The sequence below is a fragment of the Paraburkholderia sp. IMGN_8 genome (assembly GCF_038050405.1).
Taxonomy (GTDB): Bacteria; Pseudomonadota; Gammaproteobacteria; order Burkholderiales; family Burkholderiaceae; genus Paraburkholderia.
Genome location: NZ_CP150900.1, coordinates 1,421,674 through 1,440,420, shown reverse-complemented (window position 1 = coordinate 1,440,420; position 18,747 = coordinate 1,421,674). Strand labels below are relative to the sequence as shown.

19 protein-coding genes are annotated in these 18,747 nt (G+C 62.4%); 5 read left to right on the top strand and 14 right to left on the bottom strand.

Annotated elements, in window-relative coordinates:
- Window positions 1-18 precede the first annotated feature (18 nt).
- Entirely contained in the window at window positions 19-1,407 is a 1,389-nt protein-coding gene (argA, locus tag WN982_RS06880; protein WP_341314991.1) for an amino-acid N-acetyltransferase, read from the top strand.
- A 59-nt stretch (window positions 1,408-1,466) separates the two neighbouring features.
- On the top strand, window positions 1,467-1,742 hold the full coding sequence (locus WN982_RS06875) for an oxidative damage protection protein (RefSeq protein ID WP_035546551.1): 276 nt from the start codon (window positions 1,467-1,469) through the stop codon (window positions 1,740-1,742).
- A gap of 499 nt (window positions 1,743-2,241) precedes the next feature.
- Here the strand turns inward: WN982_RS06875 and WN982_RS06870 are convergent, their stop codons facing one another.
- Window positions 2,242-2,424: a hypothetical protein gene (locus tag WN982_RS06870; protein ID WP_341315873.1), complete on the bottom strand. Its 183-nt coding sequence runs from the start codon at window positions 2,422-2,424 to the stop codon at window positions 2,242-2,244.
- Here WN982_RS06870 and proP point away from each other — a divergent pair.
- The gene (gene proP, locus WN982_RS06865) at window positions 2,405-3,907 is read left to right on the top strand and encodes a glycine betaine/L-proline transporter ProP (protein WP_341314990.1); all 1,503 of its coding nucleotides are present in this window, start codon (window positions 2,405-2,407) and stop codon (window positions 3,905-3,907) included. The two genes, WN982_RS06870 and proP, sit on opposite strands and share 20 nt — an antisense overlap.
- A 76-nt stretch (window positions 3,908-3,983) precedes the next feature.
- Here the strand turns inward: proP and WN982_RS06860 are convergent, their stop codons facing one another.
- The 6 genes from WN982_RS06860 to WN982_RS06835 all read right to left on the bottom strand — a co-directional run bounded on the left by WN982_RS06860 (window position 3,984) and on the right by WN982_RS06835 (window position 8,202).
- Window positions 3,984-4,472, bottom strand: coding sequence for a metallophosphoesterase family protein (locus tag WN982_RS06860; RefSeq protein WP_341314989.1), 489 nt, complete (start codon window positions 4,470-4,472; stop codon window positions 3,984-3,986).
- Between the two features lie 33 nt (window positions 4,473-4,505).
- Window positions 4,506-5,315 carry a hypothetical protein gene (locus tag WN982_RS06855; protein WP_341314988.1) on the bottom strand — a complete coding sequence of 270 codons (810 nt, stop codon included), beginning with the start codon at window positions 5,313-5,315 and terminating at the stop codon, window positions 4,506-4,508.
- 2 nt (window positions 5,316-5,317) lie between these two features.
- On the bottom strand, window positions 5,318-5,893 hold the full coding sequence (locus WN982_RS06850; RefSeq protein WP_341314987.1) for a TMEM175 family protein: 576 nt from the start codon (window positions 5,891-5,893) through the stop codon (window positions 5,318-5,320).
- A 140-nt stretch (window positions 5,894-6,033) separates the two neighbouring features.
- Window positions 6,034-6,381 (bottom strand): cupin domain-containing protein, encoded by a 348-nt coding sequence (locus WN982_RS06845; RefSeq protein ID WP_341314986.1) that lies wholly within the window; start codon window positions 6,379-6,381, stop codon window positions 6,034-6,036.
- A 41-nt stretch (window positions 6,382-6,422) separates the two neighbouring features.
- A complete protein-coding gene (locus WN982_RS06840; RefSeq protein WP_341314985.1) occupies window positions 6,423-7,823 on the bottom strand; it encodes an FAD-containing oxidoreductase in 1,401 nt (466 codons plus the stop codon).
- A 190-nt stretch (window positions 7,824-8,013) separates the two neighbouring features.
- Window positions 8,014-8,202, bottom strand: a complete 189-nt coding sequence (locus WN982_RS06835; RefSeq protein WP_341314984.1) for a hypothetical protein — start codon at window positions 8,200-8,202, stop codon at window positions 8,014-8,016.
- 1,253 nt (window positions 8,203-9,455) lie between these two features.
- Here WN982_RS06835 and WN982_RS06830 point away from each other — a divergent pair.
- Window positions 9,456-11,531, top strand: coding sequence for an NADPH-dependent 2,4-dienoyl-CoA reductase (locus WN982_RS06830; protein WP_341314983.1), 2,076 nt, complete (start codon window positions 9,456-9,458; stop codon window positions 11,529-11,531).
- A gap of 19 nt (window positions 11,532-11,550) precedes the next feature.
- Here WN982_RS06830 and WN982_RS06825 read toward each other — a convergent pair whose 3' ends face one another.
- The 5 genes from WN982_RS06825 to WN982_RS06805 all read right to left on the bottom strand — a co-directional run bounded on the left by WN982_RS06825 (window position 11,551) and on the right by WN982_RS06805 (window position 15,525).
- Complete coding sequence (locus WN982_RS06825; RefSeq protein ID WP_341314982.1) at window positions 11,551-12,501, bottom strand: EamA family transporter; 951 nt, start codon at window positions 12,499-12,501, stop codon at window positions 11,551-11,553.
- Window positions 12,502-12,865: 364 nt separating this feature from the next.
- Window positions 12,866-13,093, bottom strand: coding sequence for a pentapeptide MXKDX repeat protein (locus WN982_RS06820; protein ID WP_341314981.1), 228 nt, complete (start codon window positions 13,091-13,093; stop codon window positions 12,866-12,868).
- Window positions 13,094-13,205: 112 nt separating this feature from the next.
- Window positions 13,206-13,970: a molybdopterin-dependent oxidoreductase gene (locus WN982_RS06815; protein WP_341314980.1), complete on the bottom strand. Its 765-nt coding sequence runs from the start codon at window positions 13,968-13,970 to the stop codon at window positions 13,206-13,208.
- Window positions 13,971-13,993: 23 nt separating this feature from the next.
- Window positions 13,994-14,632 carry a cytochrome b/b6 domain-containing protein gene (locus WN982_RS06810; RefSeq protein WP_341314979.1) on the bottom strand — a complete coding sequence of 213 codons (639 nt, stop codon included), beginning with the start codon at window positions 14,630-14,632 and terminating at the stop codon, window positions 13,994-13,996.
- A gap of 41 nt (window positions 14,633-14,673) precedes the next feature.
- Window positions 14,674-15,525, bottom strand: coding sequence for a DUF1223 domain-containing protein (locus tag WN982_RS06805; protein WP_341314978.1), 852 nt, complete (start codon window positions 15,523-15,525; stop codon window positions 14,674-14,676).
- A 26-nt stretch (window positions 15,526-15,551) separates the two neighbouring features.
- Here WN982_RS06805 and WN982_RS06800 point away from each other — a divergent pair, with 26 nt between their 5' ends.
- Window positions 15,552-15,875: a hypothetical protein gene (locus tag WN982_RS06800; RefSeq protein ID WP_341314977.1), complete on the top strand. Its 324-nt coding sequence runs from the start codon at window positions 15,552-15,554 to the stop codon at window positions 15,873-15,875.
- A 140-nt stretch (window positions 15,876-16,015) separates the two neighbouring features.
- Here the strand turns inward: WN982_RS06800 and WN982_RS06795 are convergent, their stop codons facing one another.
- Both WN982_RS06795 and WN982_RS06790 read right to left on the bottom strand, forming a co-directional pair.
- On the bottom strand, window positions 16,016-17,419 hold the full coding sequence (locus tag WN982_RS06795) for an IS4 family transposase (RefSeq protein ID WP_341312775.1): 1,404 nt from the start codon (window positions 17,417-17,419) through the stop codon (window positions 16,016-16,018).
- 777 nt (window positions 17,420-18,196) lie between these two features.
- Window positions 18,197-18,712, bottom strand: coding sequence for a hypothetical protein (locus tag WN982_RS06790; RefSeq protein ID WP_341314976.1), 516 nt, complete (start codon window positions 18,710-18,712; stop codon window positions 18,197-18,199).
- Window positions 18,713-18,747 lie beyond the last annotated feature (35 nt).

Sequence of the window (18,747 nt, the reverse complement as noted above, 5' to 3'; positions counted from 1 at the left end):
CGCATTATAATCCCCGGCATGAATTCCCAAACCGACCTCGTCCCCGCGCCCGCGAGCGCTCCGGCCCCCGCCGGAGCAACGGAAGACCTCGCACAGCACGCGCAATTTGTCGACTGGATGCGCTCAGTCGCCCCTTACATCCATGCGTTCCGCAACAAGACGTTCGTCGTCGGGTTCGGCGGCGAGGTGGTGCATCAGGGGCTCCTGAATGCGCTCGTGTCGGATATCGCGCTGTTGCAGGCCATGGGCATCCAGATCGTTCTGGTGCACGGCTCGCGACCGCAGGTCGAAGAGCAGATGAGCCTGCACGGCGTGGAATCCGAGTTTTCGCACGGCATGCGTATTACGGATGCGCGCGCGCTGGAGTCCGCGAAAGAAGCGGCCGGCGAGGTGCGTCTGGACATCGAGGCCGCGATCAGCCAGGGCCTGCCGAACACGCCGATGGCGCACGCGCACATCAGCGTGGTGTCGGGCAACTTCGTGACGGCACGGCCGGTCGGCATTCTGGACGGCGTCGATTTCGCCCACACCGGCGTGGTGCGCAAGATCGACGCGGATTCGATCCGTCATTCGCTCGCGAGCCGCAAGCTGGTGCTGCTGTCGCCGCTCGGCTTCTCGCCCACCGGCGAAGCATTCAATCTGTCGATGGAAGACGTCGCCTCGGCTGCCGCGATCGCGCTGCGCGCCGACAAGATCGTGTTCCTGACCGAAACGCCGGGCCTGATGGAAGCCGGCGAAAACGGTCCGGAGTTGATCCGCGAACTGTCGCTCGACGATGCGTACAAACTGCATGAAAGCGGCGAAGTCACCGGCGACGCCGGTTTCTACCTGAAACATTCGATCCGCGCCTGCCGCGGCGGCGTGGCGCGGGCGCACATCATCCCTTATGCGCTCGACGGCAGCCTGCTGCTCGAACTGTTCCTGCACGACGGCGTCGGCACGATGATCTCGTACGAGAACCTCGAAAGCCTGCGCGAAGCCACGCCGGACGACGTCGGCGGCATTCTCGCGCTGATCGAGCCGCTCGAATCCGACGGCACGCTGGTGCGGCGAGGCCGCCACCAGATCGAACGCGACATCGACCATTTCTCGGTGATCGAGCACGACGGCGTGCTGTTCGGCTGCGCGGCGCTGTATCCGTACACGCAGGAGCGCATCGGCGAAATGGCGTGTCTGACGGTCGCCCCTGAAGCGCAAGGCACAGGCGACGGTGAGCGCCTGCTCAAGCGCATCGAACAACGCGCGCGGGCACGCGGCCTCACGCGGATTTTCGTGCTCACCACGCGCACCGAACACTGGTTCCTCAAGCGCGGCTTCGTCAAGGTCACGGTCGACGACCTGCCGGAAGACCGCCGCCGGCTCTATAACTGGCAGCGTAAGTCGCTCGTGCTGATGAAACAGCTCTAAGCGCTCCAATATAAGCGCCTGCCCGCCCCCACATCGATTACAGGAAGGAGAAGCACAGCATGACTCGGATGGTTCAATGCGCGAAGCTCGGCAAGGAAGCCGAAGGTCTCGATTTTCCGCCGCTGCCGGGCGAACTCGGCAAGCGGATCTACGAAAGCATTTCGAAGGAAGCCTGGCAGGCCTGGTTGAAGCAGCAAACCATGCTGATCAACGAAAACCGCCTGAACATGGCCGATCCGCGCGCACGCCAATACCTGATGAAGCAAACCGAAAAGTTCTTCTTCGGCGAAGGCGCGGACACGGCGCAGGGTTACGTGCCGCCGACGGCTGAATAAGCGCTTTAGGCCGCAAGCCGACCAGACAAAAATCCGCGCCGCGTGCGCGGATTTTTTTCGTCCCTCCCTTCCGTTCCGATCCTGCCACCGACTCGCCGAACGGTACGTTTCGAGCCGCCTCCACATACCGCCGCAATCGGCGCAATCCCCCGCCCCGCAAGGGATTGAGCGCTCGCCGCCGGCCCCTTGCAAAATACCATATTTGCACGATCCTCCGTCATCGTGCTACTATGTGCGCCGTTCCAACAGTAATTCACCTTCATTCGCGTTCAGTTCATTGTGTCGCGCCGTGCGTACGGCCCACTGGATCGAACAGTTTTTATACAAGAAGGCTTGTCGGTCGTTTCACCGCTTGATCTCGCTACATAAGCCGCGATCCAGCACCGGCCTTTTTCGTTTCGAGCCTTCCAGCGGCGCGTGGGCCAGCTTTCAGCCACCCCAGCGTCCTCATGCATCTGCCCCCCTTCCACGGCCACGCAGATGCAACAGTCAGCACAATCTAGACGAGTGTTTTTTCGCGAATCGTTCGCGAGGCACGGGCGTTCTGTTTTCTTTTTTGCGCCCTGATTTTTTGCCATCGGTATTGGGCAAAAAATGCGCCATCGCCCTGCTCGCGACACTGCACTTCCCCAGCACCCGTGGCGGAACGTTCATGCGCATTCATGAGTTTCGTCGCAGTCATTGGAGTTTTCACCTTGACCGCTTCCAGCAACGGCTTCTGGCGACACCACAAAGAAGAACAACGCCTCTCTCCCGACGACATCACGATCGTCGACAAATCTCTCCTCAAGCGGGCCGTCGGCGCGATGGCGCTCGGCAACGCAATGGAATGGTTCGATTTCGGCGTGTACAGCTACATCGCTGTCACGCTCGGCAAAGTGTTCTTCCCCTCGTCGAGCCCGTCCGCCCAGCTGATCGCCACCTTCGGCACGTTTGCCGCGGCGTTCCTCGTGCGGCCGATCGGCGGCATGGTGTTCGGGCCGCTGGGCGATCGCATCGGCCGTCAGCGGGTGCTGGCGATGACCATGATCATGATGGCAATCGGCACCTTCGCGATCGGCCTGATTCCAAGCTACGCAACGATCGGCATTTTCGCGCCGGTGCTGCTGCTGGTCGCGCGTCTGGTTCAAGGCTTCTCGACCGGGGGTGAATACGGCGGCGCCGCCACCTTCATCGCTGAATTCTCGACGGATAAGCGCCGCGGCTTCATGGGCAGCTTCCTCGAGTTCGGCACGCTGATCGGCTACGTGCTCGGCGCCGGTACGGTCGCGCTGCTGACCGCCACGCTGTCGCACGACGCGCTGCTGTCGTGGGGCTGGCGCGTACCGTTCCTGATCGCGGGTCCGCTGGGTCTGGTGGGTCTGTACATCCGGATGAAGCTCGAAGAAACGCCTGCGTTCAGGAAGCAGGCCGAACAACGCGAAGCCGAAGACAAAGCGCTGCCGAAGCAATCGTTCCGCCAGTTGCTCGTGCAACAGTGGAAGCCGCTCTTGCTATGCGTCGGCCTCGTGCTGATCTTCAACGTCACCGATTACATGGCGCTGTCGTATCTGCCGAGCTATCTGTCGGCCACGCTGCACTTCAACGAAACGCACGGCCTGTTCCTCGTGCTGCTCGTGATGGTGCTGATGATGCCGATGACCCTGGCGGCGGGCCACCTGTCCGACACGATCGGCCGCAAGCCGGTGATGCTGTTCGGTTGTGTGGGTCTGTTCGTGCTGTCGATTCCGGCCTTGCTGCTGATCCGCACGGGTGAAATGCTGCCGGTGTTCGGCGGTCTGATGATTCTCGGCACGCTGCTGTCGTGCTTTACCGGCGTGATGCCGTCGGCGCTGCCGGCATTGTTCCCGACCAGGATCCGCTACGGCGCGCTCGCGATCGGCTTCAACATTTCCGTGTCGCTGTTCGGTGGCACGACGCCGCTCGTCACGGCATGGCTGGTGGACAGCACAGGCAATCTGATGATGCCCGCGTACTACCTGATGGGTGCGTCGCTGATCGGCATCGTGTCGGTATTCGCGCTGCACGAAACGGCGAAGAAACCCCTGCTCGGCTCCGGTCCGTGTGTGGCGACGCGCGCAGAAGCGCACGCTGTGCTGCGCGGCGAACGTGAAGCGGCGGAGATGGATGAGCGTTACGCCGCGGCAGCAACCGCGCGCGCTTGATCCTGTATTGATCCTGTACTGCGCAACGGAGTCGCCAAGCTAGAAAACGGGCCGGCCTATTTGCCGGCCCGTTTTTTTATGTCAGCAGCGGTTCAAGCGTAGCCGTTGCGTGCGCGCCTTCGACGACCAGCATGCCCGCCGAAACCGGCAATTTGAAACGCCGCGGTCCGGCACTGCCTGGATTGACGAACAGTACGCCGTCGCGCTCGGCAATCGACGGTTTGTGCGAGTGGCCTGTGACCACGACGCCGATGCCTTCGCTGCGCGGATCGTTGGTGAAGCCACCGACGTCGGCGATATCGTGCACGACGAGGATCGTCACCTGTTGGACGGTCAGCCTGGCGTGGGCCGGCAAGGCGGCGGCCCATTCGCCGGTGTCGTTATTGCCGCGCACGGCCGTGACCGGTGCGATCTGCGCGAGTGCATCGAGCACCGGCTGATTGCAGATATCGCCGGCGTGAATGATCGCATCGCAGCCCGCGAGAAATTGCAGCGCCTCCGGACGCACAAGGTTATGCGTGTCGGAGATCAAACCGATGCGGGTGGTTCTCGCGTGCGAAGTCATGGTGGCAGTATCCACTGAATCAACTGAGCGCGTTCAATCCGCTTGCGGCTGCTCGGCCAGCTCGCGCCGCAGTGCCCGCACCGGCCGCTTCGCACCGAGCATCCGTTTGGTCGCGCCTTGCACGACCATCGACACCGCCGACGCACACGCGAAGCTCAGCAATATGCTGTCATGCGGCAGCATCATTGCGGTCACGGCGAAGAATGCGGCGAACGAACCGCGGCCGATCACCATGCCGCGCATCAGCAACGCCACGAAGTCCGCGCCGTGCGCACGCTGTGCCGAGACTGCGAGCACGATGCCGAGCAAAGGAAACACCGACAGCAGCCCGCTCCAGGTTGCGCCCATCGACGCGGACAACGTCGTCACCGCGACGGTCAGCAGCGCACCGGCAAGCATGCGCAATGCGAGATCGCCGAGGCCGAGCCGCGTCGCCGGCACGTGCCCCGCGATACGCGGCAAGCCGCTTTGCGAAATGGCGACGGCCACACCGGCCACCGCGACCGCCCACATGAGTCCACCGCGCAGATACGTGAGCCGCATTGCGACGCCGACCCACCCCGCCAACCCGGCGACCAGAGCAAGCGGCCACGCAAAGCGCCGGCAACTCCACGCGTAAGCAAAATTAAACGCTTCCGATGCGGCAATTGCCGCGATCGACGCCGCCGACACCTGTGCCGCGAACGCCGGGCCGCGCTCCAGCGCGAGCAGCAACACGATCGGCCCAGCGACCACTGGCAGTCCCGCCAGCCACCCCGCCACCGACGGCCCCCATATGCGCCCCGCCATCGTCAATGCAGCGAGAAACGCGGGCACCAGCGCCAGCTTGAGCGCGAGCAGCATGCTTATGCCTCGATCAGGTGTTCGATGCGCCGGTCCGGCACGAGCCACCACGCGGCGGCCAACGTATAAAGCGCCACCGAAACCCACGCCGCGACGAACGCCAATACGATGCCCGCGAGGTAGATCACGACCGAGACCTTGCCCTTGAAGTCGTTGCCGACCGCTTTGGCGAGCGTCGAATCCTTGCCGTGGTGACGGATCAGCACCTGGGTCAGAATGAAATACGCGATCGCCGCCATGAACAGCACGACGCCGTACATCGCAGTCGGCCACGAGGCCAGATGGTTTTTGCCGACCCAATGCGTGACCGCCGGCAGCAACGACAACCAGAACAGCAGATGGAGATTGGCCCACAGCACCGCGCCGCTGACCTTCTGCACGGTGTGGAACAAGTGGTGATGATTGTTCCAGTAGATGCCGACGTAGATAAAGCTCAGCACGTAGGCGAGAAACACCGGAATCAACGGCCGCAGCGCGGCGAGATCGAAGCCTTCCGGCACCTTCAATTCGAGCACCATGATCGTGATGATGATGGCGATCACGCCATCGCTGAAGGCTTCGACGCGTCCTTTGCCCATCGCTCGGTTTCCTGATGATGAATGTGGTTAGGCGCGCGGCTCGCCGCTATCCGCTATTGTTATCCCGCCGACGGCCCGCGCCGCTGCCGATTATCGGCGATGGCGCGGCGCTTTGTCGATGCTGGCCGATGCCGGGATGGTCAACTCGCGCCGCCCGGGTAATGCACCGCGAGCCACACGCTCGGCTCCGCCTCGCTCGTCCATGCCACGCGATGACGGCAATGCGCTTCGATCAGCACGTGATCGCCGGGCTTCATCGGATGCAACTGCGGGTCGCCTTCGAATTCGAGCGCCGCGGCGCCGCTCAGCAGCACGACCCATTCCGCGCGCGGACTGTCGTACCAGAAGCCGGGCGCACTCGCCTGGCCCGTCGAGACGATTCGCTCGATGGTGACGCCGGCCCGTTGCACTAGCGTATCGACCTGCTCGCCGGGACCTGTCGGTTTGCCGATGTCGAACAGATTGCCGCTGCTGATTGCGCGCTTCATCGCCGGGCTCGTCACTTATGGTTGTTACTCGAGCTCGCCGTTCACTTCATCGGCTTCAGTCCATCGAGCAGGGTCGGTACCAGTTCGCCGATGGTCGGATGGATATGCATGGCGTACTGCAGCGTCGGATACGGCGCGCCGGCCGTCATGATGTCGATGAATGTATGTATCGCTTCGTCGCCCTCGATTCCGTGGATCGCCGCGCCGAGAATCTGCTTGCTCCTGGCGTCGACCAGCACCTTCATGAAGCCGTCGGTCTCGCCGCGTTCACGTGCGCGGCCCACGCGCGTCATCGGCATGGTGGAGATCAACGCGTCACGACCGGACTTGCGCACGTCGTCTTCCGAGAGCCCGACGCGTGCCAGTGGTGGATCGACGAACACCGCATACGCCATGATTCGCGTATCGACGCTGCGCGTGCCGCCGTCGAGCAGATTGGCCGCGACGATCTGGAAGTCATCGTATGAAGTGTGGGTAAAAGCGCCACGGCCGTTGATGTCGCCGATTGCCCAGATGCCCGGCACATTGGTGCGCAACTGGCCGTCGACGTGGATCAAACCGTGCCTGTCTGCAGCGATACCGGCGGCCGCGAGGCCGAGAGAGTCGGTATTCGGCACGCGGCCGGTGGCGAACAGCAGGTGCGATGCTTCGAGAACTGGGATGTTCTGCTCGAAGCCGATGCACACTTCGCCCTCGCGTTGCGGATGCGGTTCTACTCGCGACGGCTGGACGCCGAAGCGGAACTCGACGCCCTCGCGCGTCAGCACTTTTTCGACGGACTGCGCGAAATCGGCATCTTCGCGGGTCAGCACGCGTTCGCCGCGTACCAGCACCGTTACGCGACTGCCGAAGCGGCGAAAGATCTGCGCGAATTCGAGCGCGATATAACTGCCGCCGACAATCACCAGATGCGCCGGCAATTCGGTGAGTTCGAGCAGGGAGGAATTCGTGTAATAGCGAATCCGCTCGAGGCCTTCGAGCGGCGGCACGACTGCGCGCGTGCCGGTATTGAGGAAGATTTCGTCGGCGCTCAGTTCGGCGAGCACCGAACCGCCCGGCCTGCCGATGGACAGCGTATGCGCGCCGGTAAAGTGTGCGTGGCCGTTGAACACGGTGACGTTATCCGTGCCGCGCAGCCATTTCTCGACGCCGTCGCGCGATTGGCCGATGATCCGGTCCTTGCGCGCCTTTACGGCGGCCAGATCGACGCCGATTGCCCCGCTCACCTGCACGCCCAGCGCCGCAGCGTGGCGCGCCACGTGCGCCGCGCGGGCACTTGCCACATATGACTTGGTCGGCGTGCAGCCGACGTTCACGCAGGTGCCGCCAAACGCAGCGCGTTCGATGACGGCGGTTTTACGGCCGCTTTGACCGAGACGAACCGCGAGCGGCGAGCCGCCTTGTCCGGTGCCGATCACAACTGCGTCGAAGTGCTGTGGCATGGCAAATCTCCCGAGGCGTGGGGGCAGGTCGTAGCATCTTACCCTTACGTCTCGTGTTGCCCTTATCGGCGCCTTGATCGGTGCCCTTCTTGTCGCGCGCCGGTACCTCCGCCGTGTGCCGGCTTGTGATCTGTTTTTGCCCCGTCGGGAGCGGTGCTGTCTGGTTGCTTCTGATTGTCCTTGGTTGCGCTCAGGCGTGGCAGTGCGCTGCGCAGATCAGCTCGCGCGAGCGTTGCAGTGCGGCCTGCGCGCCGCGCGTCGCGACTACCCAGCCGACCTGGCCGAGATTGAAGTCCTGCGACACCATCACTTGCATGAGGGCGACCATCGGCAGGACCACCGATGGTCGATAAAGCTGGTTCCTGATCAAGGCTGGCATGGCCGCTCCTGTTGCACGACGCCGCTTCGGCGCAGCGCTGAAAAATACGTTTCGATGGAGGGATTTTAGGGAGGCGGCGGCCATGGATAAATACTGCGAACGCGAAGTCACTTGTTTGCCAGCGCGAACAATCGGGTTGACGCCCGGTGGGCGGGGGTTGTGGGCCTGCGGTGTGGGGATTTTATTGGGGGTTTTTGCCTGCACGGCGCTTATTGTCTGTGTGCCTGCGGCGGTGGGTTTTCCTTCTGTGTGCCCACGGCGGTGGGTTTTCCTTCTGTGTGCCTGCGGCGGTGGGTTTTTCTTTTTCTATTGGTTTATTAGCGTTCCCCCTGTGCGGGGGGGCACCTACTTTTCTTTGCCGGCCGCAAAGAAAAGTAGGCAAAAGAAAGCGGCTCAAACCGCCAGCTCTTAAGCGGGTCCCCTGGCTTGGAGGAGGTAGTGGAGCATCTGGAATCTGTGCCCTCGCACATTCGGCGTAAGTGACAAGGCAGTCATACTTCCGGCGGCGCTGCGCGCGCCGTAGCGGTACTTCACGACACCGATGGGGCGTATGCGTTTCCGGCATCATTCCTCCCGCTCCGCACTGCGTGCGTCGCGGACGGGTCTGTCTGGGAAACCAGAGGCTTCGTTTGCGGGCGGCGGGGGCCGTCGGCTTCGCCTCGGCGAAGCGCTGAATTGTGGAAATGCGGGCCACTTCGATGAACAAAACGCAGGCGCGAATTACAAACCACTTCGCCAAACGAAACGCGGCCACGAGTTACCCTAGCGCAGCAACGGCAAGCCGTTACGCTTGAACGACCGTGGGCGCCGGAAGCGCCCGACGGTTTTGTGAAGCACCGCGTCGGCGCGCGCAGCGCCGCCGGAAGTATGACTGCCTTGTCACCAGCGCGGAGTGCGCGAGAACACCGATTCCAGATGCTCCACTACCTCCTCCAAGCCAGGGGACCCGCTTCAGAATTAGCGGTGTGAAGCCGCTTTCTTTGCTTACTTTCTTTGCGGCGGCAAAGAAAGTAAGTGCCGCCCCGCACAGGGGCGACGCTAATAAACCAATATCAAATCAAGGAAAGGCCAACACCGCAGACATACAGAAGGAAAACCCAACGCCGTAGGCACCCAGAGCAAGGAAAAACCAAAAAAACATACCTTGCGGAGCAACAACCCATAAGGATTAGAATTTTCCCTCGGAAGGAGGGCCCAATTAGCGGTGTATTGTTTCGTCCGCATCCAACGCCAATACTTCCACGGTCCTCTGCATGTCCTATCAACACTTACTGGCCGAACTCGATCTCGGCTTCACTCGCCTCTCCAACCGCGTGGTGATGGGTTCGATGCATACCGGCATGGAGGACCGTTTCTGGAATTACCCGAAACTGGCCGCCTATTTCCGCGAGCGCGCGAAAGGAGGCGTCGGGCTGATCGTGACCGGTGGAATCTCGCCGAACCGGCAAGGCTGGCTGCTGCCGTTCGGCGGCACGCTGAATTCCGTGTTCGACCTGCGCAATCATCGGCTGCTGACCGAGGCCGTGCACGCAGAAGGCGGCAAAATCGCGTTGCAGATTTTGCATGCCGGACGCTATGGCTACCAGCCGTTCGTGGTGTCGGCGTCGGCGCTCAAATCACCGATCTCGAGGTTCAAACCACGTGCGCTCAGCGAGGCCGGTATTGCAAAGACTGTGCGCGACTACGCACGTTGCGCACGGCTCGCACAGCGTGCCGGTTACGACGGCATCGAGATCATGGGCAGCGAAGGCTATCTGCTGAATCAGTTCCTGTGCCCGCGCACCAACCGGCGCACCGACCGCTATGGCGGCAGCATCGAAAACCGCATGCGGCTCGCGCGCGAAATCGTCGAGCAGGTGCGCGCGGCATGTGGCGAGCGCTTCATCGTGGTCTACCGCCTCTCGCTGATCGATCTGGTCGAAGGCGGCAACACATGGGACGAAACCGTGCAGGTCGCACAAGCGCTCGAAGCCGCCGGCGTGACGATGTTCAACACCGGGATCGGCTGGCACGAGGCGCGTGTGCCGACCATCGTGACCTCGGTGCCGCGCGCGGCCTTCGCATCGCTGAGCGCGCGGCTGAAGGCGGCCGTCAAGGTGCCGGTGATCGTGTCGAACCGGATCAACACGCCCGAGGTCGCGGAAGAACTGCTTGCGCAAGGCGCGGGAGACCTGGTTTCGATGGCAAGGCCCCTGCTTGCCGACCCCGAGTTCGTGCTGAGGACCGCCGAGAACCGCGTGCACGAAATCAACACCTGTATCGCCTGCAATCAGGCCTGCCTCGATCACACGTTCAAGAACCAGCGCGCAAGCTGTCTGGTGAATCCACGCGCGGGACGTGAGACCGAGTTGGTCTATCGGCCGGTCTCCGGCCCGCAGGCAGCGCGTTCGGTGGCGGTGGTCGGCGCGGGGCCGGCAGGCTTGTCGGCGGCGACGGTCGCGGCTTCCCGCGGGCATCGCGTGACGCTGTTCGATGCGAGCGCAACGATCGGCGGCCAGTTCAATCTGGCGATGCGCGTGCCGGGCAAGGAAGAGTTCAGCGAAACGATCCGCTATTTTCAGAGCCAGTTGCAACGGCATCGCGTCGACGTGCGGCTCGGCACGCGCGTCGATCCGGCGCTGCTCGCGGCAGGCGCTTACGACGATGTGATCATCGCGACAGGCATCGTGCCGCGACGGCCGGCGATCGCCGGCATCGACGGGCCGAACGTACTCTCGTACGTGGACGTGCTGCGCGGTGCGCCGGTGGGACGCCGCGTCGCCGTGATCGGCGCGGGCGGGATCGGCTTCGATGTCAGCGAGTTCCTGTTGCATCGGCCGGGCGAACCGCTGCCGATATCACGCGATGCGTGGCTCGATGAATGGGGCGTCGACCTCGCGGTGCGGGAGCGCGGCGGCTTGAAGCCGCCTGCGCCGGTCCAGCCGGTCCGCGAGATCTGGCTGTTGCAGCGCAAGGCGGGCAAGCTCGGCATGGGGCTCGGCAAGACCTCAGGCTGGGTGCATCGCGCGACGCTGGCGCGAAACGGCGTAAAGATGCTTGGCGGCGTGTCGTATCTGGAGATCAGCGAGCGCGGCTTGAAGATTGCGCGTGAAGGCGTCGAAGAATGGCTGCTGGTGGACACGATCGTCGTGTGCGCGGGGCAGGAATCGTTGCGCGACCTGCTTCCGGTCACGGCGCAAAAGAATGCCGCCAAAACGGCGAACGCGACCAACGTGAACAACGCAACAAAGGGTCCGCGCTATCACGTGATCGGCGGCGCCAAGGTCGCAACCGAACTGGATGCGAAACGCGCGATTCGCGAAGGCGCGGAAGTCGCGGCGGCGCTCTAGCGCCCGCCTCAAGCGAGACTCAAGCGGGACTCTTCTTCCGGTAATCGAACCAGAAAGACAGGCCGACGCTTGCCAGAATCACCACGGTGGCGATCACCGTCGAATGCGTGACCGGCTCGCCGAGCAGCAGCGCGCCGAGCGCCACCGCGACCACCGGATTCACGTACATGCAGCTGCTGGCGATGATCGGACTGGTATGCCGGATCAGAAAGCCATAGGCGACATACGCGGTCATCGTCCCGATCAGCATGAGGTAGATGAACGCCAGCACCGGCAGAAAATGCACCTCGAGCATCCGTTCGCCCGATACCCACGCGACTATAGTCGACATCGCACCGCCGAGGCCGATCTGCAACGACGTCGATAGAAACAGATCCGACGGCATCTTCAACCGCCCGGCCAGATGCGCGCCGCCGGCCCAGAACAGTGCGCCGCACAGAATCGCGAGGCTGCCGCCCGCCGAGCCCGGCGCGTTGTCGCCATGACTCAGGATCGCGATGCCAACCAGCCCAAGACCGATCGCGAACCACTCACCCCTGGCGATCTGCCGCCCCGCCACCGCCGCGATCACCGTCGCGAATAACGGCACGGTGGCGACCATCACCGCGGCGGTGCCGGTGCCCACGGTACGCATCCCGTAGGCCAGCATGCCGCTCGACAAGCCGACCAGCATCGTGCCGACGATGCCCGCGTTGCGGATTTCAGCGAAACTCGGCCAGACCGGGTCGCGGCGCGCCGCAAAGATGAACAGCCCTATCCCGGCAAACAGGTTGCGCAAGCCGGAGAGCAACAACGGAGGAAACGACCCGAGCGCCACGTGCACGGCAAGATAAGTCGAGCCCCACACGAGATAGACGACGGCGAGCGCGAGCGCGATCTGTCCGTTGCGGGACTGCGGCAAACGGATGCCAAAACCACGCGGGAGGCGTAGGGAAATACGCGAGAGGAGACTGGGAAATTGCAGCGACATGCGTTCAGCCCGCCAATGCCGCTCGAGGCGCTGCGCCTCCGCTGAAGACCCTGTGGCGGGATGGCGGACGCCGCATCGGCGATGCGGTCTGACGGGCGAGGCTGGCGGACATGTCGGTGGAACGGAAGGACGAAAGATGGCCAATGGGGCCACAACGCCGCGGCGCTCGACAGGAATCGATCCACGGCTGACCCGCGCCAAACGTCTGGCGCGACGTCGCATTATGCAGTAAGCGCACACCGCGCTGCTTGAAAGAATCGTAACTTTTTGGCGTACTTGCAACAAAAAACCGGGGACGTCTCCCCGGCTTTTACGTGCTGCCACTTGCTGCGTTCGCGCTATGCGATCAGCATCGCGCGATGCCTCAATTGCCCATGGCGCCCGACGCTTCGTGTTTCATCGCGTCGCTACCTTTTTTCATCTTGTCGTGCTTCATCGTGCCCTTCTTCATGTTGTCCTTCGACATGCTGTCTTTGGACATCGTGTCTTTCGACATCGAATCGTTGGACATCGCGCCGCTTGCCTGCGCGAACGCGGCGCCGCCGCTGGTCAGGAGGGCGACGGCCATTGCTGCGATTGCGAATTTTTTCATGGGGTAACTCCGTTTGTTGTGGATGTATCAGAACCGGCCTGGGCCGGCATGTTTCCGAAGCGTCTGCCGCTCGGGGTCGCGCATTTGACTCCGTATGCCCGACCCGCGCGCGTCAGGAGCCTCCGAACCAGTTGTAGCCCTGGTCGACCCAATAGCCGCCGGGATACGTGTTAGTGACGAACATCTCGACGATGTGCTTCGGATTCTTGTAGCCGAGCTTGGTCGGCATGCGCAGCTTCATTGGAAAACCGTATTTCGCGGGCAGACGCTCGCCGTCGTACGAGAATGTGAGCAGCGTTTGCGGATGCAGCGCGGTCGGCATGTCGATGCTTTCGTAGTAATCGTCGGCGCATTTGAAGCCGACATACTTCGCGCTGGTGTCCGCACCGATGCGCCGCAAAAAGTCGGCGAACGGCGTGCCGCCCCAGCGGCCGATCGCGCTCCAGCCTTCCACGCAGATATGCCGTGTGATCTGCTCCGCGTGCGGCAGCGCGTACAACTCCGGCAAGGTCCAGACGCGCTGGCCGGTCACGAGGCCGCTGATCTTCAGCTTGTAGTCCGAAGCGTCGACGTCGGGTACTTCGTCGATGCTGTAGAACGCGTTGAACGGAAACGGCCGCGTGATCTGCGCTTCGGTGTAGGTCGGCGCGAGTTGCTTCGGATCGAACAGCGCGGCTTGCGCGCGGTCGTTCAGGCGCGACACCATCATCAGAAATTTGTTGACCGATTCGTCGTCGGTCAGCGAGCAGCCGGTCAGTAGCGACAGACCGCCGAGTGTCAGCAGCCGTTTGCCGAACAGTCGCCGCGACGGCATCGCGAGTTCGCGTCGCGCGTCGATCAGGATTGAGTCGCGGTCGAGTTTGGTAGCGGGTTTCATGATTGGATGTCCTTAAGCTTTGCTTAGCGTCCGCGCAACATTGCGAGAAGCGAGCGCGGCACGAGCGCCACCATCGCCAGATGCACGACGATGAAAGCTGCCATCAGCGACATCGCGCAGAAGTGCACGATGCGCGCGTTGTCGTAGCCGCCCATCAATTCGCGCAGTAGCGGGAACTGCACCGACTTCCAGATCGCGAGGCCCGACAGCACCAGCACGATCAGATCGCAGACAACAAACAGGTAGGCGAATTTCTGCACCGCGTTGTAGACGCGCAGATCCGCGTGCGAGAGCTTGCCGGTCAGCGCGGCGACGAAGTCGTGCAGGATGGCGCGCGGTGAAATCGGTAGGAACTTGCGCACGAGGCGTCCGCTTATCAGGTTCAGCGCGAGGTACAGCAGGCCGTTGAAGACCAGCAGCCACATTGCAGCGAAATGCCATTGCAGCGCGCCGCCGAGCCAGCCACCGAGGGTGATCGCCGGCGGAAAGGTGAAGCCTGGAAAGATCGGCGAGGCATCGTAGATGCGCCAGCCTGACAGCATCATCACGATGGCCGCCAAGGCGTTGAGCCAATGCGTGACACGCACCCACACCGGATGAATCGTGCTGCTGAGCGGCGCCGCGGGCGGCGCGGTTTTGCTTGGTGTGTGAGGGGTTGCCATGAGAATCTCCCTTGAATAGAGGCGCGGCAGCCGCAACGCGATCAATGGCAGGCGGCCAGTTCGGCCACTTGCAATACGTCGCCGGTCGCGGCGTTTTCGACGAAGGCGACGACGCCGAAGCGGTCAGCCGATGCGGTGGTGCTGACGTCTGCGTCGTCGATACGGATGTCGCGGTGGATTTGCGCGGTTCCGGCTACCAGCGGCACTGGGCCGATCCATTGCCGTACCACTCTTTCGTGATGCAGGGTTACGCCGCTGTTTTCGCCGGCGCGCACTTGTGAGGTCAACGCGTTTTCATAGACTGCTATGTAGGCGTTTAGCGTGTCCGCAGGTTTGGTCGCGGAGTTAGCCCCTTTGGCGGTGAATTGTGCGTTGACGTTGAATGCGCCTGTCGCTTGTGGTTTCAGTTCCAGGGCGACGTTGGCCTGTGCCGGTTCGGCTATGACCTTCTCGATTCGGTTCTGGAAACTGGCCTGTTGCGGCCAGCTGCGTAGCTCACGGCCTGATACGAAGATTTCGGGCGTGTAGATCGTGTGGCCGCCGGCCAGGTCAGTCAGGGTTTGCTGACGTTCGGTGAAACGATGCTGCGAGAAGCGGTCGGTCCAGCCCAGGCTATTCCAGTAGTCGACGTGTAGTGCCAAGGGCACGATGCTTTGGGTGGCGCCGCTGTTTTTCCATTGGCTCAGCCAGTTGTCGGCTGGAGGGCAACTGCTGCAGCCTTCACTGCTGTAAAGCTCCACTAGCGCTACGCGGTGAGATGGGCTGTGGGATGTGCACATTGCGGTGGCTGCTTGTGCCATGCCGCCGCTGGCGGCGAGTGTTGCCAACGCGATTGTTAGCGCGATCGCTCGCGTGAAGGGCCGATTGGCTCGGCGGGTCGATGCGGTTTGCATGGCGTGCTCCATCTGGATCTGCACGTTTGTCGAAGGTGGGGGCCGGTTATGACAACCGGTTGGATAATATTTTTGTTTTTTTCTTTCGGTGCGGTGCGGGAGGGGGTTTCTTTGTGCTCGTTGCACGGGGTGGTTGGCAAGCGCCTGAGCTTTGGTGTTTTTGCCACCTTCCGTGGCTGGTGTTGTTTATTGTGCGCCTTGTGGGGTTTGGTTTTGTTTTTTTGTCTTTGGCGACGGCATTCTTCTGTGCTTTTTCGGCGGTGACCTTTTCTCGGTTTCTTCTGCCCGTGCGGCGGTTTCTGTCTGTACGCCTGCGGCGGTGGCTTTTTCTTTTCTTATTGGTTTATTAGCGTTCCCCCTGTGCGGGGGGGCACCTACTTTTCTTTGCCGCCGCAAAGAAAAGTAGGCAAAAGAAAGCGGCTCAAACCGCCAATTCTTAAGCGGGTCCCCTGGCTTGGAGCTCAGGATTACCCACATCTCGTGATGTGAATCACCCGTCCTGGCTAAAGATCCGGTACATCTCGGTGATTTCGTGAAGGACCAGGAACCCTCGCCACATGACGGTGGGCCCGGGCGGGTGATCATGCTTACGGTTCAGATAACCGCCGAGTTTGGCGATCCACAGTACGACTTCGCCTAGCGAAGGCGTTGCCACCGGTGGTTTTGAGGTGCGGTTGGCGCGGCAGTAAAGCGCGCGCCATTCGTCGGGCTGAAGTAGCACTTCACACGACAGATCCGGGTCGGCCCGACCCAGCAGCGTGGCGTACATGATTCGCCAGCTGATCACTGCAAATAGCGCGGTCGCGCGGACGAACCGTTCAAGATTGCCGAACTGGCGCGCCTCGATCCGACAGCCGCTTTTGAGCACACGATGCCACGATTCGATCGTCCAGCGACGTGCATACCATTCGAGTCGTTCAAGTGCATCGCTCAGCGTGAGCGTGGGCACAGAGCTGAGCAGCATCCACTCGAGCGGCTCGACGCCCGCTGGCGGATCGGTTTCAAGTGCGTGGATTGCAAACACCTCCACCGGGGTGAGCCGGGCGCGCCCGGTGCCTTTGGTCGACGCTCTGGGTGGTGCAATCAGGCTGACCTGCGTGCAACGCAGCGTCAGACGCGCAATGCGCCGGGCCATGTTGCGGTGTGCCGGCAACTCCAGCTCGATTTCGCCCAAGGGGGCGCTCGCCGTCACCGTGTCCCAGAGATAACGCTCGGGGTGCGCCGTCCGACGGTCCCATGCCGCACGAATGAGCCAGTCTACGCCAGCAGGCCGCTCGGCCACGAACACTTCATAGACGTCGCTTTCGCGGTCGCCCACGCCCACCATGCGCGTATCGGGACATCGGGTCTTAAGGGCTGCCAGATGGTTCAGACCCTCAACCCATTTAACGCTTTCCTTGTCATTGAAGTCGCGCTTTGAGCGTTGACGCCTGCGGCCCAGATCTGCGTCATCGCGCACCCACGTCTTCATGCCCAGCACGCCGAGCGGCAGGCCTTCCGGTGTCACGGCCAGCAGGCTGTGCAGCATGAAGCCGCGCGACTGGTTGCCCGTGCCGTAGCCCAGGCCTTCGGTCGCGCCCAGATGCGTCAGGTTGAATTCGGTTGTGTCCTGCACCGCGAGCACGACTGGCACCTGGGTCATGCGCTTGAGCGTCTGGTCTACGTGAGGTGCAAGCACACCGTCCGTATCGACCTGGTCGTTATCGAAGAAGCGATAGGCCGCCTTGAGTTCGGCGGCATCCATGGAGCGTGGAAACGAGCAGTCCGGTGTGCTGGCAAGCCGGCGTGCCAGTGCAACGAGCCGATTCGTCAAACGGGCATCGCCCAGATTTGCCGCACCGAATTCGATGTCGGCCCAGTCGTCCTGGTCATCCTGATTCTCGGTCGAAGGCAATTGCGTCTGGTTCCTGTGGCGGTGCCTCAAGTTAACACCACCTCAAGCTGTTTACAAGCGCTATCCCGGCACAGATGTGGGTAATCCTGAGGGCTTGGAGGAGGCAGTGGAGCATCTGGAATCTGTGTTCTCGCACATTCAGCGTGAGTGACAAGGCAGTCATACTTCCGGCGGCGCTGCGCGCGCCGTAGCGGTACTTCTCAAAACCAATTGGACGTACGCGCTTCCCGCCTCGCACTGCGTGCTCGCAGGAACGGTCTGCAAGGGACACAAGTGGTTTCGTCTGTGCGCGGTGTGGGCCATCGGCTTCGCCTCGGCAAGGCGCCGAAATGGTTTGCGGTTTGCGGCAAAAATAGCGCCCGGCGGCTAATTCAGCGAGACGCAGAATACTGCTTCGGATGGTGCGACTGCGAGCCACCGCACCAAGCGAAACGCCGGCGCTAAAAACCGGCGGGCGGTTTGGTGAAGTACCGCCACGGCGCGCGCAGCGCCGCCGGAAGTATGACTGCCTTGTCACCAGCGCGGAGTGTGCGAGAACACCGATTCCAGATGCTCCACTACCTCCTCCAAGTCAGGGGATCCGCTTAAGAATTAGCGGTGTGAAGCCGCTTTCTTTGCTTACTTTCTTTGCGGCGGCAAAGAAAGTAAGTGCCTGCCCCGCACAGGGGCGACGCTAATAGACCAATAACAAATCAAGGAAAGGCCACCACCGCAGGCACACCAACAATACCGCCGCCAAAGGCAAAAAGAACAAGCAAAGACCACCGCCGCAGGCAATCAATCGTAGCTAACAACCACAATCACCCGCGTCTCCGCATCCACCCCATTCCCCTTCTTAGCAGAAAGCGACAGCACCCCACCATCGCGGTCGACCCGATAATGCCCATCCCGCGCAGCGGCAAAAACACGTCCAGCGCGATCGACAAACCGCGCAGCAATCGCATCGTCACGCGCCGCCGCGCCGCCGTTCACCTGCAACGCAACATCAGCACCACTCGCCACCCCCGGCGGCGCATTGAAAGTCAGCGTCACTGCCGACGCCCCATGCTTAACCTGCGCACCAGCCAAGCCAACGCCCGCGGCCGACGCGGCAGAAATCTCAAGCTGCGGCGCCACAATCGCCCCCGAAACGGCAATCGTCCCACCGCTCGAAGCCGTCGCCACAGTCGGTCCGGCAAACATTGCGGCCATCACCGCCACCGTGGTCAGCGCTCCAAACCGCCATGCTCTCGTTTTCATCAGCACCCCCTTACGCCGTCTCAAAACGGCATCGCGCCAATCAATGCCACCCATCGCGCTACCGGGTGGCGACCCCCCCTACCAGCGGG